This is a genomic window from Bradyrhizobium septentrionale, assembly GCF_011516645.4.
Lineage (GTDB): Bacteria > Pseudomonadota > Alphaproteobacteria > Rhizobiales > Xanthobacteraceae > Bradyrhizobium > Bradyrhizobium septentrionale.
The window spans coordinates 3,550,934-3,571,603 of the sequence record NZ_CP088285.1; the positions used below are offsets into that span (position 1 = coordinate 3,550,934).

The window sequence follows — 20,670 nt, forward strand, 5'->3', positions numbered from 1 at the left end:
CGGCGGGCGGGAACCTTGCGAATGCGGATCGAATTGGACTACGAATCCTCAACACCCTCAAACGACACGGCCGGACACTTCATGACCGCACATCAACGCAATCTTTCCGCCTCGATCGATCCGGTAAAGCTCGATCGGCTCGCCGAAGTCGCGATCAAGGTCGGCCTGCAGCTGCAGCCGGGGCAGGATCTGCTGCTGACGGCGCCCTCAGTGGCAATGCCGCTGGTGCGGCGGGTCGTGGAGCATGCCTACAAGGCCGGCGCCGGTATCGTGACCCCGTTCTTCTCCGACGAAGAGCTCACGCTGGCGCGCTACCGCTTTGCCAACGATGCGAGCTTCGATCGCGCCGCAGGCTGGCTCTACGAGGGCATGGCGAAGGCGTTCGGCGCCAACACCGCGCGGCTTGCGATCGTCGGCGACAATCCGATGCTGCTGTCGGGCGAAGACCCGGCCAAGGTCGCGCGCGCCAGCAAGGCCAATTCGATCGCCTACCAGCCGGCGCTGGAAAAGATCGTCAATTTCGACACCAACTGGAACATCATCGCCTATCCGAGCGCGTCCTGGGCGAAGCAGATGTTCCCGGATGATGCCGAGGATGTCGCGGTGGCCAAGTTGGCGGATGCGATCTTCGCCGCGTCCCGGGTCGATCAGGACGGTGCCGTCGCGGCCTGGGACAAGCACAATGCCAGACTGCGCGAGCGCACCGACTGGCTCAACGGCCAGCGCTTCCACGCGCTGAAATATTCCGGTCCGGGAATGGACCTCACGATCGGGCTCGCCGACGGCCATGAATGGGAAGGCGGCGCCTCAACCGCCAAGAACGGCATTGTCTGCAATGCCAACATCCCGACCGAGGAAGTGTTCACCACGCCGCACTGCCGGCGTGTCAGCGGCCACGTCGTCAGCTCCAAGCCGCTGTCCTATCAGGGCACGCTGATCGACAATATTTCGGTCAAGTTCGAGGAGGGCCGCATCGTCGAGGCCAAGGCCTCGCGCGGCGAGGAAGTCTTGAACAAGGTGCTCGACACCGACGAGGGCGCGCGCCGCCTCGGCGAGGTCGCACTGGTGCCGCATTCCTCGCCGATCTCGAAGAGCGGGCTGTTGTTCTTCAACACGCTGTTCGACGAGAACGCCGCCTCACACATCGCGCTCGGCCAGTGCTACTCGAAATGCTTCGTTGGTGGCGACAAGCTGACGCCGCAGCAGATCGCCGAGCAGGGCGGCAACAAGAGCCTGATCCACATCGACTGGATGATCGGCTCCGCCCACACCGACATCGACGGCATCCATGCCGACGGCCGCAGCGTGCCGGTGTTCCGGAAAGGCGAGTGGGCGTAAGGCGCGGCTAGCGAAGCTTGCGCTCACGCGCGGCGATCAGCTCGCGGCGCGGGGCGCTGAAGCGGCAGGTCTCGTGCTGCGGCCGGAAGCCGAGCCGGCGGTAGATTTTCAGCGCGGGGGCGTTGCGGCTCGAGACGTTGAGCCAGCAGGGATGCTCAACCGAGACGTCGTGTGCGCTCAGCACGCGATAGACCAAGAGCTGGCCGAGCCCGCGTCCCTGCCGCGCCGGGTCGACGGCGACCGATTCGATCCACATCGAGTTCCGCTCCGGCTCGGTCAGGCAGAATCCCGACACCTGCCCATCCTCCGACGCGATCCAGACCTCGCTCTCGGTCAGGACCTGCGCCATCTCCTCCGGTGAATACAGGCGGAACGCGGCGTCCGAGGCATAGGCGGCATTGTGGATCCGTGCGACCTCGGCCGCGCAAGCGGTCACGTCGGTCGCCTGCTCGATGGCGGCGCGGGCGGCCGCAAGGGTGCGGGCCGGTTGCAACGGCTCGACGCACTTCATCCCGATCTCGGACTCGACATGAACAAAGCCGAAGGCGCCCACGAAGGCCATTCCTGCCGGCCAGTCGCTGCTCACCAGCGTCTGCACGGTGAGATCGGGATCGGCATCGATCACAAGGATGTCGTCGATCAGCGCGAGGCCGATCCGGCGGCGGCGCATCTCGGGCGCCACGACGATCTTGAGGAACCGGGAATGATGCGCGCCCTGGTCGCGCAACGAGGATTCGGCGAGGCCGACGAGCCGGCCATTCCGCTCGGCAATACGAAAGTCGCGCCCGCCACGGTTCTGCGGCAGCTTCAGGAACTGGTCCCATTGCGGCAGCGTGACAGGTCCCAGCCGCGGTTCCACCGCAGCTGCCTTTGCGTAAAGTGCGACCACCGCTTCCGCATCAGCCTCGCGAAGCGGTCGGATGGTGATGCCGTCATCCATGAGTCGAGAGCTTACCCGATATCGAGCCGATAGACATCCTTTGCCGTCTTCGAGAACAACGCTGTCTTCTCGGCTTCGCTATATTGTGAAGCAAGCCGTTTAAAGGTGTTAAAGATCACCTGGTAACTGCACTGCCCCTTATCAGGTGGGAAGTTGCTCTCGAACATGCAACGGCTTGGGCCGAAGGCTTCGATGCAGGTTTCCACATAGGGCCGCCAGGCGGCGGCGAGTTCCTCCGACGACGGCGGCCGGGGGCGGAGGTGGAAGTCGTAGCCGAGCAGGCACATTGCAAGCCCCCCCAGCTTGACGACGACATTCGGGCATTTGGCGATCTCCTGGATCGACGCCTTCCACACCGGAAAGGTCTCGGCGCGCTTGCCGGCGAACCGGCCGGTGCCGACCGGGCCGCCGCAATGGTCGAGCACGATCCTGGTGTCGGGGAAGGCGCGGGCGAGGTCGGTGAGCTCGCCGATCTGCGGGTGGAACAGCCAGGCATCGAAGCTGAGGCCGAGCGGCGCCAGGCAGGCAAAGCCCTTGCGGAAGGTGGAATCGAGCAGAATTCCCTTCGGCCGGTTCGCATACATGTGGGCGACGTTGGGGTCCTCGTCCCAGGCCGAGGAGTGGCGGATGCCGCGGAACCGGCCGTTGCCGGCGGCGATCTCCGCCTCCAGCACCGCCTTGGCCTGGTCGCCGATCAGAAGATTAACGTGGCTGACGATGCCGGCGCAAATCGCCGCCTTGCCGTAGCCGCCGCTCGCCGCCATCGCCGCGACGCCGTTGGCGAACTCGACCTCGCCGACCGGGCGGAACGCCTCCGGGCCGTCGGCGCGATACATCGACCGGCAATCGACATAGACGGTGGCGACGATGTTGTGGCCGGAGGCGATGTCGTCGCGCATCTCCTCGATCAGATAGCGCAAGCCCCCGCGATCCCAGAGATGGTGATGCGGATCGACGATCGGCCTGTCGGGATCGATGATCTCCTCGGTATATTGCGCGAGCCAGTCTTCGCGCGGATTGGCATAGAGCCCGCTGGCGGAGGCGGGCAGAGTGCTGGTGCTGGTGGCCATCGATTTTCACTCCCATTGGTTTTGCTTCTTCTTGGAAAGAGACATCAGACCCCGTCGAGGATGATCACCGTCGGCGTCGCCGGCAGGGTGTCGCGCGAAATCCGCAAAGTGCGCTCGCCGCCGCGGCGGTCGATCTCGAATTGCTGGCCGATCAGGCGCATGAACTCGTCGAGCGGGGTGGCGAAGCGGTGCATCGGCAGCACGACGGCGGCACGCAGCCGCTTGGTGATCTCGGAGACGCCGTCGAGCGACATCGTATAGGTGCCGTCGATCGGCACCATCACAATGTCGAGCCGGCCGATCGCGGCAAAATGGCTGTCATCGAGCTTGTGATGCAAATGGCCGAGATGGCCGATGCAGAGGCCGGCGATCTCGAAGATGAAGATCGAATTACCATCCTTGATCATCTCGCCGCCGGAGCCCTCGCCCCAATAGCGGCGGATGTCGGTGGTGACGTTGCGGATATAGACGTCGCCGATCCGCATCGCATAATGCGCGGCCTCGCCCTTCTCGCCCCAGCCGTGCAGCACGTGGGGAATCCTGGGGTCGGGGAACAGCGTGTAGTGCGTCGCGTGGGCCCGGTTCATCGTCGCGACATCGGGCAGCCGCCCGGTCTGATAGACGCCGTTGTAGTCGGTCGCGATCCGGATACCGCCTGGCGTGTCGATGTAATAGGTCGAATGGCCGGCATAGGTGATCGCGACCTCGTCGGCCTTGGCCGCGACGCGCCGGTAGTTGACGGGTATGGCGCGCGGCGGCGCATTCGCCATCGCCAGGCATTCGCCGCGCTGGGCGTCCTGCGCGACGGCGTGGCTGGTCAACGTTGCGAGCAGGACGAGCGCGGCGAGCAATCTCAGCATGACCTGTTCCGTCTGCGGCGGCATCCGCGGCCGCGAGACTATCGCGCAATTGGCGTGCCGTCATGATGAGACCGGCGCATCGCTCCATGGCGCTGAGTGCAACACGATCCGGGGGATTAATCCGGCAGGACGCGCTACCATGTCGACCAGATCACAGCGATCAGGGAGTTATGCGTGACTGACACTGCCCCTTCGCCGCGCGCATCATCTACCAAGCGGCTCGAGCCCTTGCGCCATGTCGACGCAGGCGTGCTCAACATCGCTTATTGCGAGGCCGGCCCCGCCGACGGCCCGGCGGTGATGCTGATGCACGGCTTTCCCTACGACATCCACTCCTATGTCGACGTCGCGCCTGACCTGGCGGCGCAGGGCTGCCGCGTCATCGTGCCCTATCTGCGCGGCTACGGACCCACGGTCTTGCGCGACAAGGCGACGCCGCGCTCGGGCGAGCAGGCGGCGGTCGGGGCCGATATGATGGCGCTGATGGATGCGCTCGGCATCAAGCGCGCGGTGTTCGCCGGCTATGATTGGGGCGGCCGCGCCGCCTCGGTCAGTGCTGCGCTCTGGCCGGAGCGCTGCATCGGGCTGGTCTGCACCAATGGCTACATGATCCAGGACATCGCACATGCGATGGTGCCGGCGCGGCCGGATCACGAGGCGGCGCTCTGGTATCAGTATTACTTCCAGCTCGAGCGCGGGCGCGCCGGGCTTGCCGCCAACCGGCGCGGCATCGCGAAGCTATTGTGGTCGCAATGGTCGCCGAGCTGGGCGTTCGATGACGCCTGCTTCGAGCGCAGCGCGATCGCATTTGACAATCCCGATTATGTCGACGTCGTGATCCACAGCTACCGGCATCGCTTCGGCCTTGCCGACGGGGATCCGCAATATGCGGAGGTGCAGCGGCGGCTGGCCGCATTGCCCGTGATCACGGTCCCGACGATCTCGCTCGACGGTGCCGACGACGGCGTGACGCCTGCGCGCGACGGCAGCGCCAGCGCGGCAAAATACACCGCCCGCCGGGCGCATCGCGTGATCCCGGGTGCCGGACACAATCTGCCGCAGGAAGCACCGGAAGCGTTCGCCGCGGCGGTGATCGAGGTGATGAAGGCCTAAAGCGAGATGAGTTTTGGTTAAATCGGCTCGCCGCGGTTTCGGTTCACCTCTCCCCATCGGGGAGAGGTCGGATTGCGCTTGGCGATGCGAAGCGTCGTCCAGTGCAATCCGGGTGAGGGCTCTTGCTCTCTCGAAAGACCGTAACCCCTCACCCGATTTGCTGCGCAAATCGACCTCTCCCAAGGGAGAGGTGAATTTTCGACGCCGTTCTAGCTCAACCTAATCTCATCATGCTTTAGCGCCGGGGGCTGATCTTCCAGGCGATGACGAGCGTCAACAGCGTCAGAATGCCGCTGACGAGCGCGGCCGACGGGATCGTCAGGACCAGCGCCGCGGTCGCCGCCCAGCCGATCGACGAGAAGGCTTCCGCGAAGGTCGCGATGCGGGAGGAGGTCTGGCGCCGGCGGAATTGGCTACGCTTGGCCTGGGCGCGGAACCAGAGTTGCACCGCGGCGGCGGATGCGGTCGCGATGACGATCGCGATCGCGGTGACCGCGGCTTGCTGCGGCGAGGCAAATGCCAGCGTGGCCACCAGCGGCGCGAAGATGGCGGCGATCGCGATCAGCACGACCTCGACCTTGGCGCGGGTCACGCGCGAAGGCAGCAGCGGCGCGGTCGCCACCAGATCGGGCGCGTCCTCGCCCGAGATGGTCAGCCAGGCAAGCCCGCCGGCGAGCTGGCCTGCGGCCATCACGATGACGGGCGTGATCAGCACGATCGCGGTCGAGGTGCCGGAGAAGCTGCGCCACAGCATCAGCGCCGGCGGCACCAGATAGAGCATTTGCATCAGGGTCTGCGACAGCAGCCACGGATCGCGGCGCAGCAGCAGAAACTCCTTGCGCCGCAGCGCCTGCTGCCGCGAGCCGGAGCGGAATGCGCGGGCGCGCCCCCGCGTCACCGCGGCTGGATTGGCGGCGACGCTCGCGACGGTGTCGGCAAACCGCGGCGCGAATACTGCCATCACGACGCCGAGCATCACCAGTGCGGCGGCGAGCAGCAGCAGCATGATGTCGAGATCGCCGAGCGATGCCCGCGCCGGCCACCACAGCAGGCTGTCGGGGGCGGGGGCAATTCTTGCCGCAGTATCCGAGGTCAGGAAGGCAAAGCGCGACAGCGTGCCGTAGGACAGCACCGCGACCACCTGCAGGGCGATGACGAAGCCCGCGCCGATGACGGCGGAGACGATCTGCGCCACCAGCCGGGTCCGGCTCGGCCCGATCAGGCGAAACAGGAAAGCGGTGACGGCGATCGCGGCAGCCGCCGCCGACAGCCCGATCGCAAGCACGACGCCGAAGCCGGCGAGCCAGCGCGGGCCGCCGAGATAGACCAGCACGTCGACGAACGGCGTCGACAGCAAAAGCGCCATGCTGCTCACCGTCAGCGCGATCGCGGCGATCCGGATCGAGAAGATGTTGGTCAGCTTTGCCGGCGACGACATGATCAAATCGAGATCGGCGCGGGCATAGAACACCCGCGTCACCGACTCGATCGCCTGCGACAGCATCAGCGCCCAGGACAGGAAGATCGTCGCGGTCAGCACGATCAGCGACGACGGATCGAGCGGAAACCGCAGGTCGACATAGCGGGCGACCACGGCATAGGCCGGCAGATGCAGGATCGCCGCGAATAGCAGCAGGCCGATCACGGCGCGGTTGCGCCGGCGCCGGCCGCCGGTCATCATCGCCAGCCATTCGCGCCAGGCCAGGCGGAATTCGTGGCGGACGAACCAGGTGAGATGGGCGGTCGAGCTCACGCGGCCGCCGCCTCGGTGTCGACCAGCGCGATGAACATGTCCTCGAGGGTCGTGTCATTGCGGCCGTTCTGCTCGCGCAGCTCGGCCAGCGTGCCCTCGGCAATTAGCCGGCCGGCCGCGATCACGCCGATGCGGTCGGCCATCCGTTCGGCGACTTCGAGAATATGGGTCGTCATGATCACGGTGCAGCCGGCGCGGACGCGCTCCTGCAGCAGGCCCTTGACGTGACGCGCCGACAGCGCGTCGAGGCCGGTCAGCGGTTCATCGAGAATGATCAGGCGGGGATCGTGCACCAGCGCGCCGGCGAGCGCCACCTTCTGGCGCATCCCCTTGGAGAAGCCTTCGCAGCGCTGGTTGAGATGCGGCTCGAGCCCAAGCGATATCAGGAGATCGTGCGCCGACCGCTCCGACGTGCGGGGGTCGATGCCCCAGAGGCCGGCGACGAATTCGAGATATTCTAGCGGCGTCAGCTTGTCATAGATCATCGGCTCGTCGGACACCCAGGCCATGATCTGCTTGGCGGCGACCGGATCGGCCAGCGCATCGATGCCCAGGATCGACACCGAGCCGGCATCGGGCCGCAGCAGGCCCGCCACCATGCGCAAGGTCGTGGTCTTGCCGGCGCCGTTCGGCCCGAGCAGCGCGTAGAATTCGCCGACACGGATGGTGAGATCGAGCGCGTCGACCGCCGGGCGGTCAAAACGCTTGGTTAACCCTCGCACGGCGAGTGCCGACAGTTCGGATGTCATGGTGTGGTGGCGATCCGGGATTGCGCTCTTCGGTTGCGTGAGCTTGGACAAAAACTGTTTCGGTGCGGTGAATCGCGCAGGACAAATCGAAGCTGATATCCGTATTAGTCCGTGCTGCGGCATTTATCCGCAAATGTGATGATGCTTACGGATCAAGGGTTTGTTGACACGGATCGGACCTTTTGGCTCAATCGGGGCGGACATAGGCAGCTTTCAGCGCTTGCGACACAAGGGTGCGAAGGCGGGATGCAACGAGCGATCGGAAAGAATCGCCGGGCATCGGGGAGGGAAGGATGCTGGACTTTGTTCAGCAGCTCGTCAGCGGCATCGCGCTCGGCTGCGTTTACGGCCTGATCGCGCTCGGCTTCGTGCTGGTTTACAAGGCAACCGAGGTCGTCAATTTCGCGCAAGGCGATTTGATGATGCTGGGCGGCTTTTTCGCCTTCACCTTCATCGGCATGCTCGGGCTGAATTACTGGGTCGGATTCGCCGGCGCGGTGATCTGCATGGCGCTGTTCGGCATGCTGGCCGAGCGGGTCGTGGTGCGGCCGATCCTCGGCTATCCGCAATTCTCTATCATCATGGCGACGATCGGGCTCGGCTATTTCCTGCGCTCGATCTCCGGCATGATCTGGGGCACTGACGACTTCAAGATCGAAACCCCGTTCAGCCAGGGCGTCTTGAGGATCGGCAGCCTGGTGCTCGCCTATGACAAACTGTCGGTGATCGCGGCGACCATCATCCTGTGCGCGCTGCTCTATCTGTTCTTCAACCGCACCACGCTCGGCACTGCGATGCGCGCCAGCTCCGAGAACATGCTGGCTGCCTATTACATGGGCATCCCGGTCAAGCGCGTGGTGTCGATCGTCTGGGCGATCTCGGCGGCGGTGGCGACCTGCGCCGGCGTGCTGCTGGCGCCGATCACCTTCATCCATTCCAATGTCGGGCTGGTGCTGGGGCTGAAGGCGTTTCCGGCCGCGGTGCTCGGCGGCTTCGGCTCGATCCCCGGCGCCGTGGTCGGCGGCGTCCTGATCGGCGTGATCGAGAGCATGGCCGGCTTCTATTTGCCGCAGGGATGGAAAGACGTCGCGCCCTACATCGTGCTGCTCGCGGTGCTGCTGCTCAAGCCCGAGGGCCTGTTCGGCCTTCACGTCCGCAAGAAGGTTTGAGGAGCGACATTATGCGGTTTCTCTTCAAGACCAATTATGAAGACGACATCAGGCTGTTCCCGCATTCGGGCTATGTCTATTCCTACGGCCTGCTGCTGGCGGTGCTGCTGATCGCGCCTTACGTGCTGTCAAGCTATCTGATGAGCCAGCTCGTCTTCGTCTGCATCTATGCAACCGTCGGCGTCGGGCTCTTGATCCTGACCGGCTTCACCGGACAGGCCTCGCTCGGCCACGCCGCGTTTCTCGCGATCGGCGCCTACACCGCGGCCTATCTGCAGCAATTCAACGTGCCGTTTCCGATCTATTTCCTGGCGGCGGGGCTGTTGACCGGCGTGGTCGGCGCGCTGGTCGGATTTCCGGCGCTGCGGCTGCAGGGCATCTATCTCGTGATCGCGACGATCTCGTTTGCCTTCATCGTCGAGGAAATCCTGGCGCGCTGGGAAAGCGTGACCCATGGCAATGAGGGCATGCGGGTCAAGGCCATACAGTTGTTCGGCACCACGATGTCGCGCGACGGCCCGACTTTCTATTATCTCTGCCTCGCGGTGCTGGTGCTGACCATCGTCGGCACGCTCAACCTGCTGCGCTCGCCGACCGGGCGCGCCTTCGTCGCGATCCGCGACAGCGAGACCGCGGCGCGCAGCATGGGCATCAATGTCGCGCTCTACAAGGTGAAGTCGTTCGCGATCTCGGCGGCGATCACCGGTTTTGCCGGCGTGCTGTTCGCCCACAAGCTCTCCTTCATCTCGCCCGAGATGTTCACGCTGCAGCTGTCGATCGAGTTCATCATCGTGATCCTGATCGGCGGCACCTTCAGCCTGCATGGCGCGGTGCTGGGCGCGATCTTCCTGGTCATGATCGATCCGTTCCTGACCTATCTGAAGGACGACATGCCCGGCGTGATCGCAGGCATTGCCGCAACCCTCGGCGCCGGCACGGAGCGCGCGGGACATATCCAGGACGCGGTTGCAGCGTTCGCCTCAGCGAACGGGCTGAAGGGCGCGATCTACGGCGTCATCATCGTGGTGTTCGTGCTGTTCGAGCCGCTGGGGCTCTATGGCCGCTGGCTCAAGATCAAGCTCTTCTTCCAGCTGTTCCCGCTCTACAAGCGCGCGACCTTCAAGCGGCAGAAGATCTACGTGAAATCGGAGCGGAACAGATGAGCTATTTCCGCGCCGAGAACCTGTCCCTGCATTTCGGCGGCCTCAAGGCGGTCGATGCCGTCAGCTTCGCGGTCGAGAAGGGCGAGATCCTGTCGATCATCGGGCCCAACGGCGCCGGCAAAAGCTCGATCTTCAACCTGATCTCGCGGATCTATCCGCCGACCTCGGGCAGGATCTTCTTCGAGGACCAGGACATCACCCAGGAGCCGGCCTACGATATCGCGAGGCTCGGCATCGCCCGTACCTTCCAGAACATCGAGCTGTTCGAGAATGCGACCGTGCTGAGCAATCTGCTGGTCGGACGCCATCGCCATTCCACCACGCAACTTTGGCAGGAGCTGTTGTTCCTGCCGAGCGTCCGCGCCGGCGAGAAGGCGCATCGCCGGCGGGTCGAGCAGGTGATCGAATTCCTCGATCTCGAGCCCTACCGCGACAAGCTGATCTCGGGCCTGCCTTACGGCGTGCGCAAGGTGATCGAACTGGCGCGGGCGCTCTGCTCGGAGCCGAAGCTGATCCTGCTCGACGAGCCGTCCTCGGGCCTTAATGTCGAGGAGACCGACGACATGTCGTTCTGGATCCGCGACATGAAGAGCGAACTCGGCATCACGGTCTTGATGGTCGAGCACGACATGACGCTGGTCAACCGGGTCTCCGACCGCGTGATTGCGCTGAACTACGGCCGCGTGCTGGCGATGGGCTCGCCGTCGGAGGTGCAGCACCATCCCGACGTCGTCGCAGCGTATCTCGGCGCATGAGGATGATGGCATGAGCACATCAGACATCATCCTGAAACTCTCCAATATCGAGAGTTATTACGGGCCGATCATGGCGATTCGCGGCATCAGCCTCGAGGTGCCGCGCGGTCAGATCGTGACGCTGCTCGGCGCCAACGGCGCCGGCAAGACCACCGTTTTGAAGACGATCTCCGGCATCCTCGATCCGCAGAAGGGCTCGATCGAATTCCTGGGCAAGCCGATCCAGCGCATGGAGGCCGATCGGATCGTGCGACTCGGCCTCAGCCATGTGCCAGAGGGGCGGGAGGTGTTTCCGTTCCTGTCGGTGCGCGAAAACCTGATGATGGGCGCCTATCTGCGCAAGGACCGCGACGGTGTGGCGCAGGACCTCGAGCGCGTCTATGGCTATTTTCCACGGCTGAGGGAGCGGCTCGGCCAGCCGGCCGGGCAGCTTTCGGGCGGCGAGCAGCAGATGCTCGCGATCGGGCGGGCGCTGATGAACCGGCCGACGCTGCTGCTGCTCGATGAGCCGTCGCTGGGGCTGTCGCCGATCCTGGTGAAGGAGATTTTCACTATCATCCGCCGCGTCAATGAGGAGCAGGGCATGTCGATCCTGCTGGTCGAGCAGAATGCCAAGATCGCGCTGGAGACCGCGCATTACGGCTATGTGCTGGAGATCGGCCGCGTGGTCATGAACGACACCTGCGAGCGGTTGATGAATTCGCCCGATATCCAGGAGTTCTATCTCGGCGCCAAGGAAGCGGGTGCGCGGGGCGAGCGGCGCTGGAAGAAGAAGAAGACGTGGCGTTGAAGATCGGCGTTGAGGAAAGCCGGCGCTGAGGAAGATTGACGTCGACTAAAGTTGGCACTGCGAAGGTTTGGCGTTGAGAACGACTTGGAGCTAGATTTCAGGCCTGCTTCGCGAACAAGACCGGCTCGAAGGCCCGGCACGTGAGACAGGCGGCAGAGGAGGGAGCGCGCATGGCAGGACCAGCGGTTCTGACGGTTGCCGACACGATCGCGAGGAGCTTTCTGCTCGCGGTGCAGACGCGTGGCGACAGGCCCGCGATCCGCGAGAAGAAGTTCGGCATCTGGCAGCCGACCAGCTGGCGCGAATGGCTGCAGATCTCCAGGGACATCGCCTTTGGCCTGCACGCGACCGGCTTCCGCCCCGGCGACGTCGCCTCGATCATCGCCAACGCGGTGCCGGAATGGGTCTATGCCGACATGGGCATCCTGTGCGCCGGCGGCGTCTCCTCCGGCATCTACCCGACCGATTCGGCGGCGCAGGTCGAATATCTCGTCAATGATTCCGGCACGCGGGTCATGTTCGTCGAGGACGAGGAGCAGCTCGACAAGGTGCTGACCTGCCGGTCGCGCTGTCCGACGCTGGAAAAGATCGTGGTGTTCGACATGGAGGGCCTGAGCGGCTTCTCCGATCCGATGGTGCTGTCGCTTGCCGAGTTCACCGCGCTTGGCCGCAATCATGCGCAGGGCAATGACGCCTTGTGGGACGAGATGACCGGCAGCCGCACCGCATCCGATCTCGCGATCCTGGTCTACACCTCGGGCACCACAGGCCCGCCCAAGGGCGCGATGCATTCCAACCGCAGCGTGACGCACCAGATGCGCCACGCCAATGACCTCTACCCCTCGACAGACAGCGAGGAGCGGCTGGTGTTCCTGCCGCTCTGCCACGTCGCCGAGCGGGTCGGCGGCTATTACCTCTCGCTCGCGCTCGGCTCGGTGATGAATTTTGCCGAGAGCCCGGAGACGGTGCCGGACAATCTGCGCGAGGTGCAGCCGACCGCGTTCCTCGCCGTGCCCCGGATCTGGGAGAAGTTCTATTCCGGCATCACCATCGCGCTGAAGGACGCGACGCCGTTCCAGAACTGGATGTACGCCCGGGCGCTTGCGATCGGCAACCGGATGACCGAGTGCCGGCTGGAGGGCGAGACGCCGCCGCTGTCGCTGCGGCTCGCCAACCGCGCGGCCTACTGGCTGGTGTTCCGCAACATCCGCCGCATGCTCGGGCTCGACCGCTGCCGGATCGCGCTGACCGGCGCGGCGCCGATCTCGCCGGATCTGATCCGCTGGTATCTCGCGCTCGGCATCGACATGCGCGAGGTCTACGGCCAGACCGAGAATTGCGGCGTCGCGACCATGATGCCGGCGGAGCGCATCAAGCTCGGTTCAGTCGGCAAGGCCGCGCCCTGGGGCGAGGTGATGATCTGCCCGAAGGGCGAGATCCTGATCAAGGGTGACTTCCTGTTCATGGGCTATCTCAACCAGCCGGAGAAGACCGCCGAGACGATCGACGCGAAGGGCTGGCTGCATACCGGCGATGTCGGCGCGATCGACAATGAAGGCTACGTCAAGATCACCGACCGGATGAAGGACATCATCATCACCTCCGGCGGCAAGAACATCACGCCGTCCGAGATCGAGAACCAGCTCAAATTCTCGCCCTACGTCTCGGACGCCGTCGTGATCGGCGACAAGCGGCCCTACCTCACCTGCCTGATCATGATCGATCAGGAGAATGTCGAGAAATACGCCCAGGACCAGGACATCCCCTTCACCAATTACGCGAGCCTGTGCCGTGCCCGCGAGATCCAGGATTTGATTCAGCGCGAGATCGAGGCGGTGAATGCCAAATTCGCGCGGGTCGAGACCGTCAAGAAATTCTACCTGATCGAACGCCAGCTCACGCCCGAGGATGAGGAGCTGACGCCGACCATGAAGCTGAAGCGCAGTTTCGTGAACAAGCGCTACGCGGCCGAGATCGATGCCATGTATGGCGCGCGGGCAGTGGCATAGAGCATGATCCGCCGCGACAAACGCGCAGCGTTTGCGCGGAGATCATGCCTAAGGAGAGATGCGACGACGGACTTGGCGAAGGTGCGAGCAGGCCCGACCCTTCGCTCAACATGGGCCTTTGTAAGGAGGAGACTGCAATGTCGAAATCGCTGAAGGCGCTGGGCCTTGCGGTGAGCGCGCTGGCGCTGACCTGTCTGCCGGCCGCAGCCCAGACCAAGGTCACCAATGAAGGCATCTCGCCGACCGAGATCGTGATCGGAACGCATCAGGACCTGTCCGGCCCGATCAAGGTCTGGGGCGTTCCGGTGTCCAACGGCATGAAGATGGCGGTGGAAGAGATCAATGCCAGCGGCGGCATCAACGGCCGCAAGATCAAGATGATCCTCGAGGACAACGGCTACGATCCGAAGAAGGCCGTGCTGGCCTCGCAGAAGATGGTCGAGCGCGACAAGGTGTTCGCGATGATCGGCCCGATGGGCTCGCCGACCGTGCTGGCCGCGCAGGACATCCTGTTCGATGCCGGCGTGCTGCAGCTGTTCCCGCTGACCGCCGCCGAGTTCACCTTCAAGTTCGATCCCGCCAAGCCGCAGGAGCGGCTGAAGTTCAACAACCTCTTGCCCTATGTCGAGAGCACGCGCGCCGCGCTCAAATACATGATGGACTGGAAGAACTTCAAGAAGCCCTGCATCATGCACCAGGACGATGAGTACGGCAAAAACGTGCTCGACGGCTTCACTCAGCAGCTCGGTGCGATGAAGGTGCAGCCGGCCTCGGTGACGAGCTACAAGCGCGGCGCCTCCGACTTCTCGGCGCAGGTCGCCAAGATGAAGTCCGACGGCTGTGACCTCGTCGTGCTCGGCACCGTGATCCGCGAAACCATCGGCGCGATGAACGAGGCGAAGAAGCTCGGCTGGGACGTGACCTTCCTCGGTGCTACCCCGACCAACGTGCTCGAAGTGCCGGCGCTCGGCAAGGAAGCCGTCGAAGGGCTCTATGCCGCCTCAGGCTTCGAGATTCCCTACGAGGACACGGCCAAGGGCAAGGTCAAGGACTGGCTGGTCAACTACAAGAAGATGTTCAACACCGACGCCAACACCCAGGCGATCATCGGCTATAACGCGGTGATGACCTTCGCCTTCTACGCACAGAAGGCCGGCAAGGATCTCTCCGGCCAGAAGATGCTTGACGCGCTGGAGTCGGGCGACAAATTCCTCGACATCTTCAGCTCGCCGCCGACCAAGTTCTCCAAGACCGATCATCTCGCCAACACCATCACGCAGGTGCAGCAGGTCAAGGGCGGCCGCTGGGTGCTGGTGAAGGACAATTTGATGTTCTGAGCGGTCCAGCCGTCGGGATAACCGTCATTGCGAGCCACCGGGCCGGCCAACGGCCGGACCCGTTGGCGCCTCGTAATGACGGAAACGAGTTTCGATCGCCTGGTTCAATGCGTCCGCGCCGGCCGCCACGCGGCCTCGGCGACGAGCGGCGCATCGACATATCGGCTGACGCCATGCTGGTCGATCACGAAGGTCGGCCGAAAACTCCTGATGTCGGCGTCCTCGATCATCGCCATGCGGCGGTTGTCGAGCGTCAGCCAGCGGCCGTCGAGCCGCGCCGCGACCACGGCATGGTCCTCGCCGCCGATGAGGTCATGCATGACGACGATCCGAATGTCTTCGGGCGCGACGCCGGCGATGCGCAGCGCCACGAATTTCGCGATCGCATAGTCCTCGCAATCGCCGCTGCCGCGGGCAAAGGTAGCGAGCGGCGTCGCCCAGACGTCGGGCTCGCCATAGGTCGTAAGATCGTTACCCGGGCGGATCGCGAGGTTGATCGCGCGGTTGATCGCACCGAGCCGGGCGCGGCCGTCACGCGCCCGTCCGGCATCGACGATCGCCAAGAACCGCAGCGCCTCCGGCGATGCGCAACCGGTGCGGTCGCCTTCACAGATGGCGAGTTGCACCAGCTCGTCGGCGAGCTGGCGCTGCACGCCGGCCCATTTGTCATGCAGGCCGCCGTCGGCCAGCAGGCTGGTCGCCAGGCCAAACGGCTCGGTCGATTGTCTGAACAGCGTTGCCGGGCCGGGCGAAAGCAGCGAGGCGGCATTGAGCTCGGCGACCGGCGCGGCCAGCGCCAGGCCGACGCCGAGCATGACGGTGCGCAGCGCAAATGAGCGAAGCGAGAATCCCATGTGACACCCCCTGTCCGCTCTTCGGCGGGTGGATGCTGCACCGCGCACGCGACCGGATCGTTTCATGCCGTCCAGCATGGCAAGCGATCCGTTCGAATCGATTTAAGATGTGGGGAAACCGGACAAGAGGCTGAAGGGCGCGTGGGCCGGGTCCCGAAAACTTTACCGGTTTGTGAAACGAACCGGCGAACCTTTATCCACCGTCTTCCGTCTCATGCTTGCCTCCTGGTTAACCGGCCGGTCCGCGCGCGGGACTGCTGTGATTTGTAAGCTAACTCACAGCTTTGGCCGGGAATTTGGAGTCAAATGCCCTCTCGGGGCTGCGGGGAAATAGAGGCAAGTACAGAAATGCCGGTCAATACCACGAATACGTGGTCAAATACGTATCTTGGCTGCAATCCCACCTTATGCTACCGTCACACAAATCAGAACTACACGACTCATACAAGAGTGAGCCAAGTCACACCCGCTCAAACGGCGCGATCGAAGCACCTTGCGCAAGCAAAGGACAGTTTCGCCGAGCTTTATCCGATGATATGCAGGCAAAATCGTTCGGATATTCTTGAGTCATTAACCTTTGTGGTGCGGTGATCCGCAGTGAACTTTGTCGAGAAATTCGACGGCCTTTTGCCGAACACGGACGCTTATGCCCGTGGATCGGTTCATGTCGACAGCGTTTCCACGCACGCGCCGCGCGGCGCGATCACCGTCGACGACGGGCAATTGCTGTTCACCGGCGACTTCAAGCGGACCGGGCTCGACCTCGTCATCGCGAAGGATGATCGGGAACTCGTCCTCCACGACTACTTCAAGGGCGAGAAGCGCGCGGCGCTGGCGTCGCCCGATGGCGCGCATCTCACCGGCGACCTCGTCAACGCGCTCACCGGCTACACCCAGTATGCCCAGGCCGGCGGCGCGGCCGAACCGGCCAAGATCATCGGCCATGTCACCAAGCTGACGGGCAGCGCCACCGCCGTCCGCAACGGCGTCGCGATCGTCCTGAACCAGGGCGACAACGTCAACAAGGGTGACGTTGTGCAGTCCGGCAGCGACTCGACGCTCGGCATCACCTTCATCGACGGCACCGTGTTCGGTCTCGGACCGAACGCCAAGATGGTGCTGAACGAGATGATCTACGACCCGAACGGGTCGAGCAATTCGTCGCTGATGAGCCTCGTCTCGGGCACGATCTCCTTCGTTGCCGGTGCGACCGCCAAGCACGGCGACATGAAGGTCGATACGCCGGTCGCGACCATGGGCATCCGCGGCACCGCGGTGCTGGTCGAGATCGATTTCGACGTGCAGGGCTCGGGTGGCGTGCCGCCGGCCAAATTCCAGGTGCTCGTCGAGCCTGACGGGACCACCGGCTCCTACATCCTGTTCGACAAGACGACGCTCAATCCGATCGCAACCGTCGATCAGGCCGGCACCCAGACCGTCGTCAACGGCCAGGGCAGCGTCAGCTTCGTCTCGTCGGCACAGCTGTCCGCCGACGCGCAGCGGCTGATCTCGGACGTCTTCGCGCTGAAGTTCACCGACAACAACAATCCCAACACCAAGCTCACGACGAATTTCACGGACAGCGTCGTGCCGGTCACGACCACCCTCAAGCTTGCCGGCGGCGACGTGACCTTGCCGACAAGCTTTCTGCTGGCCTTGACCGGCCATGCCGGACCAGAGGCCCCCGCCAGCAAGACCGACCACGCCCCCGGGGCGCCGGCGGTCGTGACACAGAATGCGGTATTCACCGAGCAGGCCGGGCAGACCCATAGCGGACTGCTCGACACGGCGACGGGCCGGATCGCATGGGTGGACGTCAATCTCGGCGACAAGCCGAGTGCGATCGTCAGCTTTACCTCGTCCAGCTATCGGGACGCAGAGGGTAGCGACGTCACCTCGTCGCTGACGGCGGCGCAGCTTGCAGCCATCCATGCTGTCGAGGTCCCGCTGCAGCTCGTGCACGATCCGCTGAACAACAATATCGGTTCGGCGACCTGGACCTACAATATTGACGATGGCGCCTTCGACTTCCTGGCCGCCGGCGAAACGCTGACGCTGACCTATACCGCGCGCGTGGATAACAATTACGCACCTAGCAACGAGACCGCGTTCAGGACATTCACCGTCACGATCACCGGCACCAACGACACGCCAGTCGTGACATCCTCGGCGCAGCTCGGCTCGATCACCGAGCTCGCAGCGACGACGAACTCCGCCGTGCCGGATGCGGTGCACGGCACGTTGACGTTCACCGATACGGACCTGACCGATACGCATTCGGTCACCATCACCGGCGTCACCGAGGCCGGCGTCACCACCGGACTTGCCAACCATGCCACCGTGCTGAGCTGGCTGTCGCTGGGCGCGCTGGCCGATTCGACCGATGGCGTGACGGGATCGCGCGCCTGGACGTTCTCGGCCGCCGACAGGAGTTTCGACTATCTCGCCGTAGGCGAGACGCTGACGCTGACCTACACGGTCCAGATCGACGACCATCAAGGCGGCGTCGTCACGCTCCCGGTCACGATCACGATCGTCGGCACCGACGACACGCCGGTGGTCACGTCGCCGACCCAGGCGGCAGCGATCACGGAACACGTCGGGACGACCGGCTCGGCAATATCAGATGCCGCGTCCGGGACGGTGACCTTCACCGACGTCGATCTCAGCGACACCCACAGTGTCACCGTGGCCGGCGTCACCGGAACGGGCGTCACCGCGGGCCTTCCCAATCAGGCGACGATGCTGAGCTGGCTGTCGCTCGGTACGCTGGCGGATTCGACCGGCGGCGTGACCGGATCGAGCCATTGGACCTTCTCGGCGGCCGACAGGAGTTTCGACTATCTCGCCGCCGGCGAGAAGCTGACGCTGACCTACCTGATCCAGGTCGATGACCATCATGGCGGGGTCGTCACCCAGCCCGTGACGATCACCGTCACCGGCACCAATGACACGCCGACGTTTGCGTCGGCGCCGGGGACCGCCGCGATTCCCGAGCAGCCGGACGAGACGGGTTCATCCAAGCCGGACGGCGCAACGGGCGCGGTGACGTTCGCGGACGTCGATCTCAGCGACATCCACACCGTGTCCATCACCGGTGTCGCGGAATCCGGGACCACCACCGGTCTCCCCGAGGACGAGTCCACCGTCCTGAACTGGCTCTCGCTGGGGACGCTGGCCGATTCGACCGGCGGGGTCACCGGATCCCAGTCCTGGGCCTTCTCGGCCGCCGATCGGAATTTCGACTATCTCGCCGTAGGCGAGACACTGACGCTGACCTATACGGTCGAGGTCAACGATCATCATGGCGGCGTCATCAGCCAATCGGTGACGATCACGATCACTGGCAGCAACGATACGCCAGTCGTCACCTCGGGGGCGCAGTCGGCGACCATCCCCGAACTGCCCGACACCACGGATTCGTTGAAGCCGGACGGCGCGACGGGCACCGTGACGTTCACCGACGCGGACCTCAGCGACACCCACGGCGTGACGATCATCGGCGTTGCCGAAGCCGGCTCGACCACGGGCCTCCCCGAGGACGAATCCACCATCCTGAACTGGCTGTCGCTGGGCACGCTGACGGATACGACCGGCGGCACAACGGGGTCCTCCACCTGGACCTTCTCGGCCGCGGATCAGAATTTCGACTATCTCGCCGCCGGCGAGACGCTGACGCTGACCTACACGATCCAGATCGACGACCATCATGGCGGTGTCATCACCGAGCCGGTGACGATCACGATCAACGGCGCCAACGACGCGCCGACGCTCGCCGACGTCAACGCCGGCACGCTGACCGATACCGCCGCCGATGACACGTTCAGCGCGCTCACCGGCGCACTCCACGGCCACGATGTCGATCACGGCGAGACCGCGACGCTGACCTATGCCGCGCTCAACTCGGACCACGTTGCGGTCAACTCGCCGATCGCGGGCCTCTACGGCTCGCTCACGGTCAATGCGGACGGCACCTACAGCTATGTTCCGGACGCCGCCGCGATCAACGCGTTGGCCAAGGGCAACTATACCGACACGTTCACCGTCGAGACGATCGATGCACATAACGCCGTCGGGACGGCGACGCTGACGATCGACGTCGTCGGCGCCAACGACGCGCCCGTGATCCACGCCGACAACGTCAGCATCACCGAAAATCGCGACGGGACCGAGACGATCTCCGGCCTGACGGTGACCGATGCCGATGCGACATCGGACGAGATCTTCACCGTGGCGGCCACGCCGACGGCCGGTTCGGGCAGCAGCGTCACGCCGCCGTCGCAGGAAGGGCTGCTCTCCGGCATCAACACCGCGCTCGGGACGCCGGGCCTCATCTACAACCCCGGCCAGACGCCGCCGGCGACCGACAAGATCGCGCTCGCCGTGACCGACGGCCATGGCGCAACCGACACGGTCAACCTGATCTTCAACGTCCAGCAGGATCCGCCCCAGCCGGTGACGCTGACCGGCACCAGCGACAAGGACGTGTTTTTCGGATCTAGCTTTCAGGACAAGTTCGTGTTTGACCAGAATTTCAACCACGATACGATCGTGAACTTTACGCCCGGCCTCGACCAGATCGACCTTTCGGCGATCCTGTCGACCGGCGGTATCGATCCCGATACCTGGATCAGCGAGCACGTCACGCAATCGCCGACCAACGCCGCGGATACCCTGATCACGGTCGACAGCGCCGACACCATTACGCTTCGCAACGTCACGCCCGCGCAGCTCAGCCACAACGACTTCCTGCTTCACGTGACCTGACGG

General features: G+C 64.3%; 15 protein-coding genes. 9 read left to right on the forward strand and 6 right to left on the reverse strand.

Annotated elements, in window-relative coordinates:
• Positions 1-81 precede the first annotated feature (81 nt).
• Complete coding sequence (locus tag HAP48_RS18530) at positions 82-1,338, forward strand: aminopeptidase (protein ID WP_166211651.1); 1,257 nt, start codon at positions 82-84, stop codon at positions 1,336-1,338.
• 7 nt (positions 1,339-1,345) lie between these two features.
• Here HAP48_RS18530 and HAP48_RS18535 read toward each other — a convergent pair whose 3' ends face one another.
• The 3 genes from HAP48_RS18535 to HAP48_RS18545 are packed head-to-tail and all read right to left on the reverse strand — an operon-like array spanning position 1,346 to position 4,208.
• The gene (locus tag HAP48_RS18535; protein ID WP_166211648.1) at positions 1,346-2,278 is read right to left on the reverse strand and encodes a GNAT family N-acetyltransferase; all 933 of its coding nucleotides are present in this window, start codon (positions 2,276-2,278) and stop codon (positions 1,346-1,348) included.
• A gap of 11 nt (positions 2,279-2,289) precedes the next feature.
• Positions 2,290-3,348, reverse strand: coding sequence for an amidohydrolase family protein (locus HAP48_RS18540; RefSeq protein ID WP_166211645.1), 1,059 nt, complete (start codon positions 3,346-3,348; stop codon positions 2,290-2,292).
• A gap of 44 nt (positions 3,349-3,392) precedes the next feature.
• Positions 3,393-4,208 carry an MBL fold metallo-hydrolase gene (locus HAP48_RS18545; RefSeq protein WP_166211642.1) on the reverse strand — a complete coding sequence of 272 codons (816 nt, stop codon included), beginning with the start codon at positions 4,206-4,208 and terminating at the stop codon, positions 3,393-3,395.
• Positions 4,209-4,382: 174 nt separating this feature from the next.
• Between HAP48_RS18545 and HAP48_RS18550 the strand changes: the two genes are divergently transcribed.
• Positions 4,383-5,321 carry an alpha/beta fold hydrolase gene (locus tag HAP48_RS18550; protein ID WP_224496505.1) on the forward strand — a complete coding sequence of 313 codons (939 nt, stop codon included), beginning with the start codon at positions 4,383-4,385 and terminating at the stop codon, positions 5,319-5,321.
• A gap of 235 nt (positions 5,322-5,556) precedes the next feature.
• Here the strand turns inward: HAP48_RS18550 and HAP48_RS18555 are convergent, their stop codons facing one another.
• Both HAP48_RS18555 and HAP48_RS18560 read right to left on the reverse strand, forming a co-directional pair.
• Positions 5,557-7,074, reverse strand: a complete 1,518-nt coding sequence (locus HAP48_RS18555; protein ID WP_166211639.1) for a permease — start codon at positions 7,072-7,074, stop codon at positions 5,557-5,559.
• The gene (locus HAP48_RS18560; protein ID WP_029077996.1) at positions 7,071-7,823 is read right to left on the reverse strand and encodes an ABC transporter ATP-binding protein; all 753 of its coding nucleotides are present in this window, start codon (positions 7,821-7,823) and stop codon (positions 7,071-7,073) included. The genes HAP48_RS18555 and HAP48_RS18560 overlap by 4 nt, the downstream gene beginning before the upstream one ends.
• A gap of 293 nt (positions 7,824-8,116) precedes the next feature.
• Between HAP48_RS18560 and HAP48_RS18565 the strand changes: the two genes are divergently transcribed.
• From HAP48_RS18565 to HAP48_RS18590, 6 genes are all read left to right on the forward strand, one after another.
• Positions 8,117-8,992, forward strand: a complete 876-nt coding sequence (locus HAP48_RS18565) for a branched-chain amino acid ABC transporter permease (protein WP_166211636.1) — start codon at positions 8,117-8,119, stop codon at positions 8,990-8,992.
• An 11-nt stretch (positions 8,993-9,003) separates the two neighbouring features.
• Positions 9,004-10,155: a branched-chain amino acid ABC transporter permease gene (locus HAP48_RS18570; protein ID WP_166211633.1), complete on the forward strand. Its 1,152-nt coding sequence runs from the start codon at positions 9,004-9,006 to the stop codon at positions 10,153-10,155.
• Positions 10,152-10,910, forward strand: a complete 759-nt coding sequence (locus tag HAP48_RS18575; protein ID WP_029077993.1) for an ABC transporter ATP-binding protein — start codon at positions 10,152-10,154, stop codon at positions 10,908-10,910. Before HAP48_RS18570 ends, HAP48_RS18575 begins: the two co-directional genes overlap by 4 nt.
• 10 nt (positions 10,911-10,920) lie before the next feature.
• Positions 10,921-11,700: an ABC transporter ATP-binding protein gene (locus tag HAP48_RS18580; protein ID WP_029077992.1), complete on the forward strand. Its 780-nt coding sequence runs from the start codon at positions 10,921-10,923 to the stop codon at positions 11,698-11,700.
• A gap of 170 nt (positions 11,701-11,870) precedes the next feature.
• Positions 11,871-13,709, forward strand: a complete 1,839-nt coding sequence (locus HAP48_RS18585; RefSeq protein WP_166211630.1) for an AMP-dependent synthetase/ligase — start codon at positions 11,871-11,873, stop codon at positions 13,707-13,709.
• Positions 13,710-13,846: 137 nt separating this feature from the next.
• Complete coding sequence (locus HAP48_RS18590; protein WP_166211627.1) at positions 13,847-15,046, forward strand: ABC transporter substrate-binding protein; 1,200 nt, start codon at positions 13,847-13,849, stop codon at positions 15,044-15,046.
• A gap of 104 nt (positions 15,047-15,150) precedes the next feature.
• Here the strand turns inward: HAP48_RS18590 and HAP48_RS18595 are convergent, their stop codons facing one another.
• Entirely contained in the window at positions 15,151-15,900 is a 750-nt protein-coding gene (locus HAP48_RS18595) for a transglutaminase-like cysteine peptidase (RefSeq protein ID WP_166211624.1), read from the reverse strand.
• 597 nt (positions 15,901-16,497) lie between these two features.
• Between HAP48_RS18595 and HAP48_RS18600 the strand changes: the two genes are divergently transcribed.
• Entirely contained in the window at positions 16,498-20,667 is a 4,170-nt protein-coding gene (locus HAP48_RS18600; RefSeq protein ID WP_166211621.1) for a VCBS domain-containing protein, read from the forward strand.
• Positions 20,668-20,670 lie beyond the last annotated feature (3 nt).